We start from the raw sequence: 17700 nt of genomic DNA, 5'->3' as shown, positions 1-17700 counted from the left end.
GTAATAGCAGCGCCATTCCAAAGGTCAAACGCATCAGAGCTTGTCAAGAAAACACCCAACCTTGTCAGCCATCTGTTCAGCAGTGTCATCGCGGTTGAAGAATTCAAGAAAACCCTGCTCTGGCGTCACCAGATAGGTAAAGGTGGAATGGTCGACCAGATAGTACTCGTCGCTTTTGTCATGCGCCCGGTAGTAGGTTTTGTAAGCTTGGCTGGCGGCCTTGACCTGCTCGGGCGAACCGGTCAGCGCGATGGTCTTTCCGCCCAGATTGAAGGCAAAGTCATCCACCACTTGCGGCGTGTCTCGGTCAGGGTCGATCGAGATGAACAACGGTGTCACAGACTGTCCGCGCTCGGCCAGAATATCCACGGCCTCGGCATTGCGCGACATGTCAAAGGGGCAGACATCGGGGCAGAACGTATAGCCAAAATAAACCAGCGTCGGTTCAGTTATCACATCGGTGTCGGTGACCGTCTCACCCTTGCCGTTGACCAGTTCAAACGGGCCGCCGATTGCAGCGGTGCCGCCTGCGATCTGGGCCGAACGGCATTGTGCGAACTGGTCATCAGACCCAGCCCCACGTGTCAGCAGCCACATGGCGCCCAGACCGACGGCCAGAACAACGGTTGCAAGGATGGCGTAAAGACGGATCATGACATCAATCCTGAGATGAGGGGTTGTTGATCGTTTCGGCCCGGACACCTATCAAGATGATCAGCCGATGCAACAGGACATAATCGACCGATGGCAAATTCCAACATCACACTATGGCGCAGTCAGGAACGCAGTAGCTGGATTCGACTGCGCACACTGATCCTGCTGCGCTGGGTGGCCATCATCGGTCAGTTCACGGCAATCACGGTTGCGCAGCAGTATTTTCATGTGCAGCTGGAACTGGCGCTGTGTTATCTGGCCATCGGCGTTTCGGTCATGGGCAACATGACCGCCATACTGCTGTTTCCGAAAAACAAGCGCCTGACCGAGTTTGAGAACTTCCTGATGGTGCTGTTCGACCTGTTACAATTGGCCATCCTGTTGTACCTGACCGGCGGCCTGAACAATCCCTTTGCGCTGCTGCTTCTGGGGCCGGTCACAATCTCAGCCAATGTTATGAGCACCCGCTCGACCGTTATTGTGGGGGCGGTGGCGATTGCTCTGACAAGTTTGTTGGCTGAGTTCCACCTGCCCTTGCGTACCGAGCAAGGCCTCATACTGCAGATTCCCGATTTGCTTTTGTTCGGCAACTGGGCGGCGGTCGTGATCGCCATCGTATTCATAGGGGCCTACTCCCACCGCGTCAGCTCCGAAGTGCAATCCATGTCCGAGGCGCTCTCGGCCACGCATATGGCACTGGCGCGGGAACAGAAACTGACCGATCTGGGCGGCGTGGTCGCAGCCGCGGCGCATGAGTTAGGCACGCCGCTGGCTACCATCAAGCTGACCAGTTCCGAACTGATCGAAGAACTGGATGACCGACCAGATCTGAAAGAAGATGCTGCCCTGATCCGCGAACAGGCCAACCGCTGCCGCGATATTCTGCGTGACATGGGCCGGGCCGGAAAAGATGATCTGCATTTGCGTCAGGCACCTCTGTCCGCCGTAGTACATGAGGCCGCAGAACCGCACATCCATCGAGGCAAGTTCGTTCACTTTGCCGAAGGTCCAGCAGGGGATGGTGATGTGCAGCAACCCTCGATCCTGCGCAAGCCCGAGATAATTCACGGATTGCGCAACCTGATCCAGAATGCAGTGGACTTCGCCCGCTCAAACGTCTGGGTCGAGGCCGAGTGGACCGCAGAGCAGATCACCGTAAACATCATGGACGACGGGCGCGGGTATCCGTCACAAATGATCGGTCGGATCGGTGATCCGTTCATGCGTCGGCGTCGGGCCGAAAAAGATCAAAGAACCCGCCCGGAATACGAAGGTATGGGCCTGGGCCTGTTCATAGCCAAAACCCTGCTTGAACGCAGCGGTGCCGAACTGGACTTTGCCAACGGCTCGGACCCGTACCAGACCCTCTGTGACAATCCCGAACGCCGTGGCGCGATCGTGAGGGTATCGTGGCCACGCAATCTGGTGGATGCCCAAACTGGCGATACCCCTGTCCTTTCAGGTGAAAACCAGCATATCCAGATCTGAGTTAAGACCCCGTTAACCATTAACACGCATATTCCTTCCGGTATCAGTTTTGGAGGGCGCATGGTCGATTGGATCATTCTGGCCGCGATCAGTCTGGTGTCGGCCAGCCTGGCCGTGCAGTGGCTTTTGCCCCGCCAACGGCAGAGAGGTGACAATTTCGGTTTGTCTGCACCCGCGTCACTCTATGATGCGGTATTTCTGTTCGATGGAAACCGCCTGATCAGCCATTCCGACATCGCACTCGAAGGCTTTGAATCCGTCCGCGACTGGCCCGACCTGCGCCGTCTGCTGCAGCGCGATTTTCCCAGTTTTCCCGAAACACCCGATGATATCCGACATCAAGGCACGATGGTCATTCCCCCCATTGACTGTACCGTCGAACGCGACATCCTGTGCGAATGGATTGACGGCATCGTTCGTGTTCAGCTGCGTAACAGCGCCGAACGTCCCACCCCGACTCAGCGTGACGCGCAGGACCCCATCCGACTGGCGATGGAACAAGCACCCTACCCGGTCTGGCTGTTGGATCATCAAAGCCATGTCCGTTGGTGCAATGCCACCTATGTTGCCTTGGTCCGAAAGGTTCGTGGCCCGGATACCGATCTGACCGCTCCGCTGTTTCCCGGGGCAGACGGGGATGCTCGGTTGGGTGCAAAAACCCGCGTCTCAATCTCGTCCGAGAGCAGTGAGAACAAGCTGTGGTTCGACCTGACGCTGGTCGATCACCCCGAAGGTCACCTGTGCTATGCAGTTGACATCAATGCCATCGTGGCCGCCGAAACCGCCCAGCGAAAATTCGTTCAGACGATGACAAAGACCTTTGCCCAGCTGTCCATCGGGTTGGCGATCTTCGACCGCAACCGGCAACTGGCGCTGTTCAACCCGGCTCTGATCGACTTGACCACCCTCCCCCCGGATTTCCTCAGCTGCCGTCCCAGCCTGTCCAGCTTTTTCGACCGTTTGCGCGATCAGCACATGATGCCGGAACCCAAGAATTACCGCAGCTGGCGGAGCCAGATGAACGACCTGCTCGAGGCCGCCGAAGACGGAAACTATCAGGAAACCTGGTCGTTGCCCTCGGGGTCGGTCTATTCGGTCAGCGGGCGCCCGCATCCCGACGGAGCGGTCGCGTTCCTGTTTGAAGACATCACAGCTGAGATTACCTTGACCCGCCGATTCCGCTCGGAAATGGACCTGATGCAATCGGTGCTGGACAAGCTGGCCGATGCCATCGCGGTATTCGGCGATGACGGTACACTGGCTTTCACCAACCGCGCCTATCAAAAACTGTGGGGCGAGTCCGACGAGACCGGGTTCGAGCCGGATTCGGTGCTGGACGTGACTCGCAGTTGGCAGGACCAATGCGCCGCCACGCCGCTGCTGGGTGAGGTGCGCGATTTTGTCGAGATGCGCGACAACCGCGCCGAATGGTCCGGCGACATTCGAATGCGTAATGGCACCGATCTGACCTGTGTCGTCAGCCCGATGCAGAACGGTGCAACGATTGTCCGGTTCGTGGTGGACGAGCTGGCGCCGTCGCAACCCATCCGCCAAATCAGCGCCTGAACCGGGTTGCAGCCGACAGGGCCTGAGGTCATTGTGGCGCCATGACGTTGCACCCTCGTTCGATCACCCTGACTTCGCCAGAAGAAACATCGCAATTCGCCGCCCGGCTGGGGGCGGAATTGCGCCCTGGTGACGTGGTTCTGCTTGAAGGTGAGATCGGCAGCGGCAAGACTCATTTCGCCCGCAGTCTGATCCAATCGCTGATGACCGTCCCCGAGGATGTGCCCTCGCCCACCTATACACTGGTGCAGGCTTATGAGACCGAAGCGGGCGAGATCTGGCATTGCGATCTTTATCGGCTCAGCGCCGTGGAAGAGATCGAGGAACTGGGCCTGACCGAGGCGTTTGATACAGCCATCTGCCTGATCGAATGGCCCGACAAACTGGGCCCGCTAACGCCAGAAGCCGCCCTAAAACTAAGCTTTAAAACAGACCCTGAGACGATGGAAAACCGTCATCTGACCCTGTCCTGGTCCGATCCGAAATGGCCCCTAAAACTGGAGGGCGCCGAATGACCAACCGCGCTGTTCTAGCCGAGGCACTGGTTGCACAAACACCGTGGGCCAATGCAACGCGCGCACCGCTGGCTGGGGACGCCTCGAACCGCCGATACGAGCGTCTTACCGATCCCGATACCGGACGGACCGCTGTGCTGATGGACTCTCCTCCGGGCAAGGCTGAACCGGTCGCGGACTTTGTGCGCATGGCAAACCATCTGCGGTCTGTCGGCCTCAGCGCGCCAGAGATTTACGCCGAGGATACGGAGTTCGGTTTTCTGCTGCTGGAAGATCTGGGCGACGACCTGTTTGCCCGCGTCCTGAAACAAAACCCAAAGATGGAGCGGCGGCTATACGAGGCCGCAACCGACGTTCTGATCGCGCTTCACAAGGCCCCCACTCTGTCTCTGCCTTCATATGGCCCGTCGCTGATGACCGAGCTGGCAGCGCTGTCCTTCACCAAATACGCGCAGGCGGTTCAGGGTCAGCACGACACGGATGCGCGGGAACAATTCGAGCACCGGTTTTCGGACATTTTGCATCAAGAGACCTCGGGGACCAAAGTAGTAATCCAGCGCGACTACCACGCCGAGAACATGATCTGGCTGCCGGATCGTGACGGCGTGAAACGGGTGGGCCTACTGGATTTCCAGACTGCAATGCTGGGCCATCCGGCCTATGACCTTGTATCGATGCTGCAAGATGTCCGCCGAGACGTTGCGCCGGGCACCGAGATGCGGATGGTCACCCACTATATCACCGAGACCGGTGTGAACGATCACGACTTTCGCACCGCCTATGCCGTTTTGGGGGCGCAGAGAAACCTGCGTATTCTGGGCGTGTTTGCCCGTCTGGCGACAGAATACGGCAAACCTGATTACGTTGATCTGATCCCAGCCACATGGGCGCATCTGATGCGCGATTTGGATCACCCGGCATTGGCCACGGTGGCCGACCTGCTGCGCGCGGCCCTGCCCGCCCCGACCCCGGAAAATCTGGACAGGCTCAGACAGACATGACCCGACAGCCCAATGCCGTGATGCTGTTCGCCGCCGGGTTTGGAACCCGCATGGGAGCGCTGACAAAAGACCGCCCGAAACCGCTGATCGAGGTCGCAGGCCGCCCCCTGATCGACCATGCACTGGACCTGGTGGACGATCTGGGTCCGGATAGTATTGTGGCAAACCTGCATTATCTGCCCGATCAACTTGAGGCACATCTGGCCCCCAAAGGCGTGCTGCTGTCCCGCGAAGAGCCCGAAATTCTGGAAACCGGCGGCGGTTTGCGCGCTGCTCTGCCCCTACTGGGACCGGACCCGGTTTACACCCTGAACAGTGACGCAATCTGGGCCGGCCCAAACCCTTTGGCCTTGCTGCGCGATGCCTGGGACCCGGACCGGATGGATGCATTGCTGATGTGCGTTCCGACCAGCCGGACCATCGGTCACACCGGCGCAGGTGATTTCACCGCTGATGCCGAAGGCCGGATCACCCGCGGCCCCGGCCTGATTTATGGTGGGGCGCAGATCCTGAAGACCGAAGGGCTGATGGCCATTCCGGATAAAGCCTTCTCACTGAACCTGCTTTGGGATCAAATGCACAGCCAAGGCCGACTATTCGCGGCCTCCTATCCCGGTCGTTGGTGCGATGTGGGTCGTCCTGAAGGGATCGCCTTGGCCGAAGGGCTGATTGCAGATGTTTAAGCCCAGCGCCATGCCCCGCGTTTTTGCTGTTCCGCCAGGATCGGACTTTCCCAAAGCGCTGGTAGAAGGGTTGCGACAGCGCAATGCCGAGCACCCGCCTGAAGCCCTGGCCCGGGTGCAGCTTGTTGTAAACACCCGCCGGATGGCCCGCCGCATGCGCGATCTGTTCGATCAGGGCCCAGCCTGCCTGCTGCCACGACTTTCACTGGTCACTGATCTTGGGGAAAGCGTCGATCTGGCGCAAATCCCGCCTGCGATCCCGCCTCTGCGGCGCCGGTTGGAGTTGACGCAACTGATTGCCAAACTGTTGGAGCAACAGCCTGATCTGGCGGCACGTTCATCGCTGTTTGATCTGTCCGACAGTCTGGCCGCATTGATTGACGAGATGCAGGGCGAAGGCGTCTCACCCGATGCGATCCGTCAGCTGGATGTCAGCGATATGTCCGGCCACTGGGCTCGCGCGCAGGCTTTTATTGGGATTGCCGACCACTTTATCGACGCGGGTCCCGACGCGTTGGATGCGCAAGCACGGCAGCGGCGCGTGGTAGAGAACCTGATCGACCGCTGGCAGGTGGCGCCACCGCAGCACCCGGTAATCCTTGCAGGCTCGACAGGTTCACGCGGCACCACGCTGATGCTGATGGAGGCCGTCGCCCGTCTACCGCAGGGCGCACTAATCCTGCCCGGTTATGATTTCGACCAGCCAGACCACGTCTGGCAGGGGTTGGACGAGGCGCTCACCTCTGAAGATCACCCGCAATACCGGTTTCGTAAGCTAATGACCCGACTTGAGCTTCAACCCGAGCAGATCGAACCTTGGACCGCTGATCCTGCTCCCTCGCCTTCCCGTAACAGGCTGATTTCACTCGCTTTACGACCCGCTCCAATCACCGACGCTTGGATGTCCGAGGGCCCGCAACTGACCGGTTTGGACACCGCAACCACAGACCTGACACTGGTCGAGGCGCAATCCCCCAGGGCAGAAGCGCTGGCCATTGCGTTGCGCCTGCGCGAGGCGGCCGAAACCGGCCAGTCCGCCGCACTGATCACCCCCGACCGGATGTTGACCCGTCAGGTCAGCGCCGCGCTGGACCGCTGGAACATCCTGCCGGATGACAGTGCGGGCCTGCCATTGCAGCTGTCACCACCGGGGCGGTTCCTGCGCCATGTGGCGGGGCTGTTCGCGCGGCGACTTGAGGGTGAGGCCTTGCTGACCCTGCTGAAACACCCGCTCTGCCATGGCGGTGGCGATCGCGGTGCGCACCTGCTGCACAGCCGCGATCTGGAACTGGATTTGCGCCGATATGGCCCTCCGTTTCCCGATAGCACCAGCCTGACCGCTTTCGCCGTTCGCAAAGAAGTGCCCGAGGGCTGGTTGCGCTGGCTCACCATGCATTTCTGCGATCAGCATGTGACAGGTGAACTGCCCTTGTCGGGTTGGGTAACCCGCCTTCGCACGTTGGCCGAGGCGATTTCGGCCGGCAGCGAGGGCGAAACCGGACCGCTCTGGGAGAAGAACGCAGGCCAAAAGGCTTTGAACGTTCTGAGCGCGTTGGAAGACGAGGCCAAACATGGCGGCCCGATGACCGCCCATGATTTCGCCGATCTGATGGGTGCCTTGCTGGCCGGGGAAGAGGTCCGCGACCGCGACGCACCGCATCCGCATATTATGATCTGGGGCACACTCGAGGCGCGCGTGCAGGGCGCCGATCTGCTGATTCTTGGGGGCCTCAACGAAGGCAGCTGGCCCGAAGCCGCCGCTCCGGATCCTTGGTTAAACCGCCAAATGCGCGACAAGGCCGGGCTGTTGCTGCCCGAAAGGCGGATTGGCCTGTCGGCCCATGACTTTCAACAAGCCGTCGGCGCGCCTGAGGTCTGGCTGACCCGCGCAACCCGGTCAGACGACGCTGAAACCGTGCCATCCCGCTGGTTGAATCGCATGACGAACCTGCTGCAGGGCTTGCCGGGGCAGGGTGGTCCTGATGCCTTGTCGGCGATGCGCGCCCGCGGTCAGACATACTTGCGCTGGTCTGAACAGCTTGAAAACGCGCCAAAAATCGACCCAGCGCCGCGCCCATCTCCACGACCGCCGATCGCTGCTCGCCCGCGCCGTCTGAGCGTCACCGAGATCAAACGCCTGATCCGTGACCCTTACGCGATCTATGCCAAACACGTGTTGAAACTGCGGCCATTGGACCCTTTGGTTCAGGCCCCAGATGCCTTGCTGCGGGGGATCGTTATCCATGAAATTCTGGAACATTTCGTCAAGGACAGCGTGTTGGACGGTGCCTTGTTGACGCGAGAGAATTTCCTGAAACGCGCCGAGACCCTGCTGAACCAGCATGTCGCCTGGCCCACTGCCCGTAAATTGTGGCTGGCACGGTTGGAACGCATTGCCGATGACTTCTTAAGCGCCGAAACCACCCGTCGCGGCGATGGTGGGCCGGTGGCGTTTGAAGCCGCGATGCAGCTGGTGTTATCGCCATTGGATTTTACCATCGCCGGCCGGGCAGACCGGATCGACCACAACAGTCGCGGTGCGCTACGGATTGTGGATTACAAAACCGGCACCCCTCCGACCGAAAGCCAGCAGGCCAAATTTGACAAACAGCTGCTGATCGAAGCCGCCATGGCCGAACAAGGCGCCATCGAAGGCATAGACCCGCTTCCGGTGGCTGAAGCTGTCTTTATCGGCATGGGCGGCACCTATAAGGAGGTCGCAGCCCCCTTGGCCAAGGAACCACCTGACAAGGTTCTGGCTGAGCTGAAAGAGCTCATTTCCGCCTATTTAGAGCCTGAACAAGGCTTCACCTCGCGCCGGATGCTGCACAAGGACACCGACATTGGTGATTATGATCATCTGGCCCGTTTCGGTGAATGGGATCGCACAGATGACTCCGACCCGGAGGTGCTGAAATGAACGCCCGCAACGACGCTACCGAGCGGCAAGTGCAGGCGGCGCGGCCCGATGCCTCGACCTGGCTGGCCGCCAATGCCGGGTCGGGTAAAACGCGAGTATTGACCGACCGGGTGGCGCGATTGCTGCTGGATGGGGTGCAGCCACAGCACATCCTCTGCCTGACTTACACCAAGGCCGCCGCCAGCGAGATGCAGAACCGGTTGTTCAAACGACTGGGCGAGTGGGCAATGCTGGGGGATGCACCCTTGCTGGCGCAGCTCACCGATCTGGGCGTGCCGGGGGCGATCGATCCTGACAGGCTTGCGCAGGCGCGTACCCTGTTTGCCCGCGCCATTGAGACGCCGGGCGGGCTGAAAATCCAAACGATCCACTCGTTTTGCGCCTCACTCCTGCGGCGGTTTCCACTTGAGGCCGGGGTCAGCCCACAGTTTTCCGAGATGGAAGACCGCGCCGCCGCCCTATTGCGCGAAGAAATCGTCGAAGACTTCGCCGAAGGCCCGCAAGCCACTCTGATTGAGGATGTCGCCCGGTTCGTCACCGATACAGGCTTTGAAAACCTGACTGCTGCAATCACCCACAAACGCAACCTGTTTGCCCAGTCGTTGGACTGGCCCGACCTGCTGCAGAAATTCGACCTGCCTGACGAGTTTGATGAAAACGCCCTGCAGGCCCGCGTGTTTATGGGTGGTGAGGTGGAACTGATCCGCTCAATCCTGCCTGCTTTGACCGAAAGCGGCGGCAACAATGCCAAGGCTGCCGCCAAACTGGCGGCGTTTGTCGACGCGCGGATCAGCAGCCTGCCGATGTTGGAAAGCGTGCTCCTGACCGGCAAATCCGCGAAAGAGCCGTTTACCGCCAAGATCAACAGCTTCCCGACCAAAGCTCTGCGCGAAGGCACGTTGGCGGCGCAGATGCCGCAGTTGGAATCCTTCATGCTGCGTGTCGAGGCTGCGCGTGAACAGCGATTGGCACTGGTCGCCGCGCGCAAAACACATGTGCTGCATCGCTTTGCCACAGCGTTCCTGCCCGAGTACGAACGCCGCAAGCAGTTGCGCGGTTGGCTGGATTTCGATGACTTGATTCTGCGCGCGCGGCAGGTGCTGAACGACCCGGCCGTGGCGGAATGGGTGCTGTACCGATTGGATGGCGGCATCGATCACATTCTGGTCGATGAGGCACAGGACACCAGCCCCGACCAGTGGGACGTGGTCGAGAAACTGGCGCAGGAATTCACCAGCGGAGAAGGAGCCCGATCCGGGGTCGAACGCACGATTTTCGTGGTCGGCGACAAAAAACAGTCGATCTATTCCTTCCAAGGGGCCGACCCGCAGGCCTTTGACCGGATGCAGCTGGAATTTGGGCGTAGACTGTCAGAATCAGGCTCTAAACTGTGGGATTCGACGCTGGAGTACTCGTTTCGCTCTTCCAGCGCGATCCTGTCTTTGGTCGATATTCTGTTCGAAAACCGGACCGAGGCCGGTTTTCACAAAGATAGCCTGCACCGGGCGTTTAAGGCAGATCTGCCGGGGCGGGTCGATCTGTGGCCGGTGGTCGAAAAAGTCGAAGACAACGATGAGGGAGACTGGACCGATCCGGTTGATCGCCCCGGCGCGCGACATCACACGGTCATACTGGCAGAAAAGGTGGCCCAGTCGATCAAGGGCATGATCGACTGCGGGGAAACGATCCCCGAAGATAGTAAAACGCCCGGCTCGTTCGTACGGCGCAAGGTGCAACCGGGGGACTTCCTGATCCTCGTGCAACGTCGATCTGATCTGTTTGCCGAGATCATCCGAGCGTGTAAGGCCCTGCGCCTGCCCATCGCCGGGGCCGACCGTCTGAAAGTGGGCGCCGAACTGGCCGTGAAAGACCTGGCCGCGCTGCTGAGCTTTCTGGCTACTCCCGAGGACAGCCTGTCGTTGGCGATCGTGCTGAAATCGCCTTTGTTTGGCTGGAACGAACAGCAATTGTTCGATCTGGCGCATCGGCGACAAGAACAGTTTCTGTGGGCTGCGCTACGCCAGCGCGCCGAAGAATTCCCCGAAACTCTGGATATCCTCAATGACCTGCGCGGGCAGATCGACTTTATGCGCCCCTATGACCTGATTGAGCGCATCCTGACCCGCCATGACGGGCGACGTAAACTGCTGGGTCGTTTGGGGGCCGAGGCTGAGGATGGAATCAACGCGCTGCTGTCGCAGGCGCTGGCTTATGAGCGGACGGATATCCCCAGCCTGACCGGGTTTCTGATTTGGATGCAGACCGACGATCTGGAAATCAAACGGCAGATGAGCGGCGTTGGAAACATGATCCGGGTGATGACGGTGCACGGTTCTAAGGGGCTTGAGGCGCCGATTGTGATCCTGCCCGATACCGGCAAAAGACAGGCCCCGCGTGACGCCGAGATCATGGTGGGTGAGGGCACGCCACTGTGGAAAGTGCCCGCAGATGCCTCGCCAAACCTAATTGCACAAGCCCGGGCCGAAGCGCGGGTACGAGAGGAAAACGAACGTCTCCGCCTACTTTATGTGGCTCTAACACGGGCCGAAAAGTGGTTGATCGTGGGTGCTGCGGGGGATGTCGGCAAGGATGGCGCCAGTTGGTATCAGATGGTTGAAGCCGCGATGGCACGGGCAGGGGCCACGCAACTGCCAGGGTCGGACACGCTGCGCCTGTCCCACGCGGATTGGGATGCGCTGCCGATTGTCGAACACGAGGAACCCGAGACCACCCAAACGCCGCTGCCGGATCAGTTCCAGACCCTCGCTGCTATGCCAGAACCAGCACCGGAAACGGTCAGCCCTTCAGATCTGGGTGGGGCCAAGGCCTTGCCCGGTGATTCTGGACAGGATGAAGAGGCCGCAAAGCTGCGCGGAACACGCCTGCATCAGCTGTTGGAACATTTGCCCACAGTCGCGCATGAAAACTGGCCCAAGCTTTGCGCCCGGGTTCTGCCCGATATGCAGGATGCGGACCGGCAGGAGTTGCTGACCGAAGCCCAGACGGTGCTGACGTCGGACCATCTGCAGGCCGTTTTCTCCGCCGACGCGCTGGCCGAAGTTCCCGTCACCGCCGCGTTGAACGGGCAGCGGATGCACGGGGTGATCGATCGGCTGATCGTAACGGAAGCGGACGTGCAGGTGATTGATTTCAAATCAAATGCCACTGTTCCCGACAGCCCTGCAACCTGCCCCGAAGGTCTGCTACGGCAGATGGGGGCTTATGCGCAGGCACTGGCGCAAATCTATCCAGGCCGCGAAATCCGCACGGCGATCCTGTGGACCCGCACGGCGGACCTCATGTGGTTGCCACACGATCTTGTGACGGATGCTCTGGCCCGCACCCAGATATCTTGACCTTGGACGGCGGCGACCCTACGTTCTGATCCCGAGTTTACCCCATTCAGGAGACATGAAATGTCGACCGTAGCCGTAACCGACGATACCTTTGACGCCGAAGTCAAGAATTCCGACATCCCCGTTGTTGTCGACTTCTGGGCAGAATGGTGTGGCCCCTGTAAGCAGATTGGTCCCGCTCTGGAAGAGCTGGCCGCTGAATATGGTGGCAAGATCAAAATCGCCAAAGTCGACGTGGACAGCAACCCGAACTCGGCCGCCGCCATGGGCGTACGCGGCATTCCGGCGCTGTTCATCTTCAAGGATGGTCAGGTTATTTCGAACCGTGCGGGTGCGGCACCCAAGGCGGCGCTGCAAAGCTGGATCGACGAGTCGATCTGATTGCCTTCAGAATATCGCTACAAAGGGTGCCTTGAATTGGGCACCCTTTCTTTTTTTGAGCCTGTCACTCGATTGTCCAGCGCACCGAAATCCCACTGCCATCCTTGTGCGTGAACGTGACTGAGTCATCCGCAAGGGAAACAACCTGACAATCATGGGGCAGGGGTACGCCGTCGATCACAATATCCCGGCAATAATGCGTGCCTTTCCATTCCCATGAGCCGCTGATGCTACCACCTTTGGGGCCTTTGCCCTCAACCACGCCGTTTTTGAGTATTTTCACCCAAGCCTGTCCCTGAACAAGCTTTTTGCCAACGACTAGTTCCATGAACTTGTGTTTGCTTTCAATCTCTTCGGCTGACGCCAGCGTCACGGCACAACCAAAAAACACTACCAACGACATGAGCTGAAACGACCTCATCACAGAAATTCCTTTCCCGACCGAACAGACTAATAGCTTCGACTTTAACCGGAATTTCCGAGATTTTACATCGCTCTGTCCACAAATACGTTCTCGATAATCAGGCCTTGCCGGACATCATGCATCGTTTTCGTTCTTACAATTTGCAGAAACTCGTGCAGGTTGGCTTAGGAACAAACGACAGGAGATGACATGCCCAAGACAAGGGTGCTTGTGGAATTCGGAATGGGAACGTCGTTGCGCCGCGAAGACTATACCGAAGCGGCTTTGCGGGCGATCAAGGACGCGCTGTGGCACAACTCGGTCAATATGGCCGAGCTTTTCGATTTCCCGAAAGAGGCAATGATCATCGATGCCCAGATTGCCGTGCAGAAACCTGATCAGGTGGATCGGGACGCGCTGGAAGCCATCTTTCCCTATGGCCAGCCCAATATCACCGTCACGCAGGGCGGGTTGGATATCGAAAAACCCCACACCGAAGGGCGCACGGTCATTGCCAACGCGGCCGTCGTCGTCTCATTCGACATGGAGCCTGTGGCATGACCGAAAAACGTATCATCCTTGAGATGGGTACTGGGAACGACCTTTACGGTCAGGACTACACCAAGGCTGCGCGGCGGGCGGTGCAGGATGCACTGCACCATTCGTCGATCACTCTGTTTTCCAAGCTGGGCATTGACCACGCCGAGATGCGCGTGATGGTTACGATTGGCGTACAGAAACCGGACCTGGTGGATTGTGAGTTGGTCGCGGCCGATCTGCCCCGGGGTCGGGCCGAGGTAAGGGCCGTTAAGGGCGGGCTGGACGTTGAAGATGCCGAGGCCGAGACCCGGCATGTTGTGGCAACCGCCGCGATCGAGGCGTTCCTGCCGAATCTTTCAGGCCAATACAAACTGTCCTGACAAAGAAAAAGCCGCTCTGGCGAGCGGCTCATCTTTTGCGGTCGTACTGACGGCGGATCAGACTTTGTCGATGTCCGCGCGGCACAGGCCGATATCGTCCAGCTGTGCATCGCTCAGCTCTGACAGCAGCGCGCGAGTTTTGCGGGTTTCGTTCCATTCGGCGGCTTTTTCAAAAGCTGCGGTGAACGCGTCCACTACATGCAGGATGGTAGCTGCTCCGAGCGGCGCATGGATATTTGCGGTGGTTGCCATTTGCGCATTCCTTAAAACTGAAACAGCCGACCCTTCGTCGGTTGTAAGTTTCATTTAGGCCCAAGCTCCGAGTCTCACAATTGCTAGTCTGGTAACCCCGATTTGCGTTCTGTGCATATCATTTAGGCAGTTTGTGAACTGTTGCGCTGCGGGCGGGTCCGGCCCATATAGGATGCCAGCGAAGAACGGAGGCCCTAATGGCAGACAGCGATTTTCCCGGTTGGCATGGCACAACAATCATTGGCGTCAAAAAGGGCGGCCAAGTGGTGATTGCCGGCGACGGACAGGTCAGCCTGGGCCAGACCGTGATCAAGGGTACCGCCCGCAAGGTCCGCCGCCTGTCGCCCGGCGGGTTCGAGGTTGTTGCCGGTTTCGCCGGATCGACGGCCGACGCGTTCACCCTGCTGGAACGGCTGGAAGCCAAGCTTGAGGCCACACCGGGGCAGCTGGCCCGCGCCTCTGTCGAATTGGCCAAGGACTGGCGCACCGACAAATACCTGCAAAAGCTCGAGGCGATGCTGATCGTCACTGACGGCAAGGACCTTCTTGTGATCACCGGGGCAGGGGATGTGCTGGAGCCGGAACACAATGTGGCGGCCATAGGATCGGGTGGCAACTTCGCCCTGGCCGCGGCCCGTGCGATGATGGACAGCGATAAAGAGGCCGAGCAGGTCGCGCGCGAAGCAATGGCAATTGCCGCTGATATCTGCGTTTATACCAACGGCAATCTGACGGTCGAGACAATCTCAGGCTAAGAGCGCTTTAATCTCTTTCCCTTTCCAGCGGCGGTGCATCCCGATCAGGCCAAAGATCGCGGCGATGATTACGATGTAGTATGGCACCCGGATGTCGATGCTCATCAGCCCGCCGCCGATCAGGGACATGACCCCTCCTGCAAGGCAGAAGACCGCCGTGGTCACACCCATGACCCAACCCTGATCCGTCTCGCTGACGCTGGATGAAAACAGACCCAGCAGGGTTGGGTACGAGACACCGAAGAAGAAATAGAAGAAGAAGACCGGCACATAGCTCAGCACACCGCTGGGGCTGAAGGCAAAGGCAATGCCGCAGATCACCATGACGATCAGCGAGGTGTAGACAATCTGGTGCTTGCTGAACCTCTCCTGCGCGGGCTTCACAAGGAAGGTACTGGAAAAGGCCAGCGCAAAGCCGATCACCACCATCGCCATGCTGCCGCCAATGACGCCATAGCCAAAGCGGCTGGTCAGAAAATTGTCGACGAAGACATAGAAGGTGACGTTGGCGATCATGAAGAACGCATAGACCGGCAGGATTTTCAGAACCATCGGATGCCCGCGCACCGCAATTAGGCTGTCGGTGATATCGCGGGGGCGGAACACAAAGGCAGCGCGCTCGGTCCGAGTATCCTTGAAGAAGAACAGCACCAGGAAGATGGCGATCAGCACCAGAACGAAGGCGCCATAGAACGGAGTCTTCAGCGTGGCGAAACTGCCCAAAATCGCCGAATCCGACAGAACAGCGCCGATGATCGGACCACCCACAAGGCCAAAACTAACGCCAGTCACGATATATCCCATATTGCGATCCCGGTCGGCGGCATCGGTGCTGCCGTCGATCATCGCCGCCTGCGCGATGGGTTGATTGCCAGCGGTGAAACCGGTGATCGACCGTCCAAGGATCAACAGCAGCAGGCTGTCCATATAAAGCGAGGCGATAGTGATAGCATAGCCCGCCAACGCGCCACCCAAACAGACCAGCAAAGCGTTTTTGCGTCCGATGGAATCTGAGACTTTCGAGACGTAGACCACCCCCAGAAACCACGACAGAAAGAAACACCCGATCACCAGCCCATAGTAGAAATGGCGGCGGCCATCCGGCGTGCTGTCGGGCAGGAAACCGGATTTCGTCTCCATGATCAGTGAGTTGATGATAGGGAAGACAAGCCCCTGTCCGATCAGGTCGACAAACACCACAAACAGCAAGGTGATCTTGGCAATTTTCGTCATGTCCGCGCTCCTGACCCTCAACGCCTTGAAAACATTGTATCAGAGCGGGCGCGTTTCACCTATGGAAAGCATTTGCAAACCGGGTGGACCATTGCTAACCAACGCTGCCAATGAAAAAGGGTTGGTTGTTTTCGCCTCAGCGGTGATTACCTAAGCCCAAGTTTTGCTATGCCGACCGAAAGGATTGCGCTTTGACCGACCTGACCCCGCGCGAGATTGTCTCGGAACTGGACCGTTTCATTATCGGCCAGAAAGATGCCAAACGTGCCGTGGCCGTCGCGCTGCGCAACCGCTGGCGGCGCAAGCAACTGGCCGATGACATCCGCGACGAGGTATACCCGAAGAACATCCTGATGATCGGTCCCACCGGCGTTGGTAAAACCGAGATCAGCCGCCGTCTGGCCAAGCTGGCCCGCGCGCCCTTCATCAAGGTCGAGGCCACCAAGTTCACCGAAGTTGGCTATGTCGGACGTGATGTGGAACAGATCGTGCGCGATCTGGCCGATGCCGCCATCATCCAGACCCGTGAATACATGCGCGAGGACGTGAAGGCCAAAGCCCATCAGGCGGCCGAAGATCGCGTGATCGAAGCCATCGCCGGCACCGACGCCCGCGAAGGCACGCGTGAGATGTTCCGCAAAAAGCTGAAAGCCGGTGAACTGGACGATACGGTGATTGAGCTGGAGCTGTCCGACACCTCAAACCCGATGCCGATGTTTGACGTACCCGGCCAGCCCGGCAGCCAGATGGGCATGATGAATCTGGGCGATATCTTCGGCAAAGCCTTTGGCGGGCGCACCGTCAAAAAACGCATGACCGTCGCCGAAAGCTATGATGCACTGATCGGCGAAGAGGCCGACAAGCTGCTGGATGACGAAACCGTCAATCGAGTGGCTTTGGAATCTGTTGAACAGAACGGCATCGTGTTTCTGGACGAGATCGACAAGGTGTGCGCCCGCGCCGAAGCACGTGGCGGCGATGTCAGCCGCGAAGGGGTGCAGCGCGACCTGCTGCCCTTGATCGAGGGCACTACCGTCAGCACCAAACACGGGCCGGTGAAAACGGACCACATCCTGTTCATAGCCTCGGGCGCGTTCCACATTGCCAAACCCTCGGACTTACTGCCAGAATTGCAGGGCCGTCTGCCGATCCGCGTCGAACTGCGCGCGCTGACCGAAGAGGATTTCGTACGCATCCTGACCGAAACCGACAACGCGCTGACCCTTCAGTACACCGCTCTGATGGGCACCGAAGAGGTCACCGTCAGTTTTACCGAAGACGGTATCGCCGCACTGGCGCGCATCGCTGCGGATGTGAACCAGACCGTTGAAAACATCGGCGCACGGCGGCTTTACACCGTGATGGAGCGGGTCTTTGAAGAGCTGTCCTTTACCGCCCCCGATCAGGCCGGGGCCGAGATTACCGTGAATGCACAATTCGTGGACGACAATCTGGGCGAACTGACCAAGTCCACCGATCTCAGCCGTTACGTTTTGTAACACGGCCAGCCGGTTTTCGCCGTTCCCTGTGCCCCATGTCGCTGGACGTGGGGCCAGAAATCGATAGCTTAGCG

General features: G+C 59.2%; 17 protein-coding genes. 13 read left to right on the top strand and 4 right to left on the bottom strand.

The features are described 5' to 3' along the window. Positions 1-33 precede the first annotated feature (33 nt). Positions 34-654: an SCO family protein gene (locus ACXAGD_RS17365; protein WP_475212144.1), complete on the bottom strand. Its 621-nt coding sequence runs from the start codon at positions 652-654 to the stop codon at positions 34-36. A 90-nt stretch (positions 655-744) separates the two neighbouring features. Between ACXAGD_RS17365 and regB the strand changes: the two genes are divergently transcribed. Genes regB through trxA form a run of 8 tightly spaced genes read left to right on the top strand, consistent with a single transcriptional unit; the run spans position 745 to position 12564 of the window. Next, positions 745-2142 (top strand): sensor histidine kinase RegB, encoded by a 1398-nt coding sequence (gene regB, locus ACXAGD_RS17360; RefSeq protein WP_475212143.1) that lies wholly within the window; start codon positions 745-747, stop codon positions 2140-2142. 60 nt (positions 2143-2202) lie between these two features. Beyond that, complete coding sequence (locus ACXAGD_RS17355) at positions 2203-3708, top strand: PAS-domain containing protein (RefSeq protein ID WP_475212142.1); 1506 nt, start codon at positions 2203-2205, stop codon at positions 3706-3708. A 41-nt stretch (positions 3709-3749) separates the two neighbouring features. Continuing rightward, positions 3750-4223: a tRNA (adenosine(37)-N6)-threonylcarbamoyltransferase complex ATPase subunit type 1 TsaE gene (tsaE, locus tag ACXAGD_RS17350; RefSeq protein ID WP_475212141.1), complete on the top strand. Its 474-nt coding sequence runs from the start codon at positions 3750-3752 to the stop codon at positions 4221-4223. Then, positions 4220-5224 carry an aminoglycoside phosphotransferase family protein gene (locus ACXAGD_RS17345; protein ID WP_475212140.1) on the top strand — a complete coding sequence of 335 codons (1005 nt, stop codon included), beginning with the start codon at positions 4220-4222 and terminating at the stop codon, positions 5222-5224. Before tsaE ends, ACXAGD_RS17345 begins: the two co-directional genes overlap by 4 nt. Continuing rightward, positions 5221-5907: a nucleotidyltransferase family protein gene (locus ACXAGD_RS17340; protein ID WP_475212139.1), complete on the top strand. Its 687-nt coding sequence runs from the start codon at positions 5221-5223 to the stop codon at positions 5905-5907. Before ACXAGD_RS17345 ends, ACXAGD_RS17340 begins: the two co-directional genes overlap by 4 nt. Continuing rightward, positions 5900-8827 carry a double-strand break repair protein AddB gene (gene addB, locus ACXAGD_RS17335; RefSeq protein ID WP_475212138.1) on the top strand — a complete coding sequence of 976 codons (2928 nt, stop codon included), beginning with the start codon at positions 5900-5902 and terminating at the stop codon, positions 8825-8827. The genes ACXAGD_RS17340 and addB overlap by 8 nt, the downstream gene beginning before the upstream one ends. Next, the gene (gene addA / locus ACXAGD_RS17330) at positions 8824-12183 is read left to right on the top strand and encodes a double-strand break repair helicase AddA (protein ID WP_475212137.1); all 3360 of its coding nucleotides are present in this window, start codon (positions 8824-8826) and stop codon (positions 12181-12183) included. Before addB ends, addA begins: the two co-directional genes overlap by 4 nt. Before the next feature lie 60 nt (positions 12184-12243). Further along, positions 12244-12564 (top strand): thioredoxin, encoded by a 321-nt coding sequence (gene trxA / locus ACXAGD_RS17325; protein WP_475212136.1) that lies wholly within the window; start codon positions 12244-12246, stop codon positions 12562-12564. A gap of 64 nt (positions 12565-12628) precedes the next feature. Here trxA and ACXAGD_RS17320 read toward each other — a convergent pair whose 3' ends face one another. After that, positions 12629-12967 (bottom strand): hypothetical protein, encoded by a 339-nt coding sequence (locus ACXAGD_RS17320; RefSeq protein WP_475212135.1) that lies wholly within the window; start codon positions 12965-12967, stop codon positions 12629-12631. Between the two features lie 210 nt (positions 12968-13177). Between ACXAGD_RS17320 and ACXAGD_RS17315 the strand changes: the two genes are divergently transcribed. Both ACXAGD_RS17315 and ACXAGD_RS17310 read left to right on the top strand, forming a co-directional pair. Next, a complete protein-coding gene (locus ACXAGD_RS17315) occupies positions 13178-13528 on the top strand; it encodes a Lin0512 family protein (protein ID WP_475212134.1) in 351 nt (116 codons plus the stop codon). Next, the gene (locus ACXAGD_RS17310) at positions 13525-13887 is read left to right on the top strand and encodes a Lin0512 family protein (RefSeq protein ID WP_475212133.1); all 363 of its coding nucleotides are present in this window, start codon (positions 13525-13527) and stop codon (positions 13885-13887) included. Before ACXAGD_RS17315 ends, ACXAGD_RS17310 begins: the two co-directional genes overlap by 4 nt. Before the next feature lie 57 nt (positions 13888-13944). Here ACXAGD_RS17310 and ACXAGD_RS17305 read toward each other — a convergent pair whose 3' ends face one another. Beyond that, complete coding sequence (locus ACXAGD_RS17305) at positions 13945-14139, bottom strand: DUF1127 domain-containing protein (RefSeq protein WP_475212132.1); 195 nt, start codon at positions 14137-14139, stop codon at positions 13945-13947. 197 nt (positions 14140-14336) lie between these two features. Between ACXAGD_RS17305 and hslV the strand changes: the two genes are divergently transcribed. After that, entirely contained in the window at positions 14337-14894 is a 558-nt protein-coding gene (gene hslV / locus ACXAGD_RS17300) for an ATP-dependent protease subunit HslV (protein ID WP_170334334.1), read from the top strand. Here hslV and ACXAGD_RS17295 read toward each other — a convergent pair. Next, positions 14886-16127 (bottom strand): MFS transporter, encoded by a 1242-nt coding sequence (locus tag ACXAGD_RS17295; RefSeq protein WP_475212131.1) that lies wholly within the window; start codon positions 16125-16127, stop codon positions 14886-14888. The two genes, hslV and ACXAGD_RS17295, sit on opposite strands and share 9 nt — an antisense overlap. On the opposite strand from ACXAGD_RS17295, the gene ACXAGD_RS17290 reads away from it, so the two are divergent. Both ACXAGD_RS17290 and hslU read left to right on the top strand, forming a co-directional pair. Further along, positions 16126-16281: a hypothetical protein gene (locus ACXAGD_RS17290; protein WP_475212130.1), complete on the top strand. Its 156-nt coding sequence runs from the start codon at positions 16126-16128 to the stop codon at positions 16279-16281. The genes ACXAGD_RS17295 and ACXAGD_RS17290 overlap by 2 nt on opposite strands. A 37-nt stretch (positions 16282-16318) precedes the next feature. Continuing rightward, on the top strand, positions 16319-17626 hold the full coding sequence (gene hslU, locus ACXAGD_RS17285) for an ATP-dependent protease ATPase subunit HslU (protein WP_475212129.1): 1308 nt from the start codon (positions 16319-16321) through the stop codon (positions 17624-17626). Positions 17627-17700 lie beyond the last annotated feature (74 nt).

Source organism: Ruegeria sp. ABF4_144 (assembly GCF_056160045.1).
This window is presented reverse-complemented; position numbering and strand designations above follow the sequence as displayed.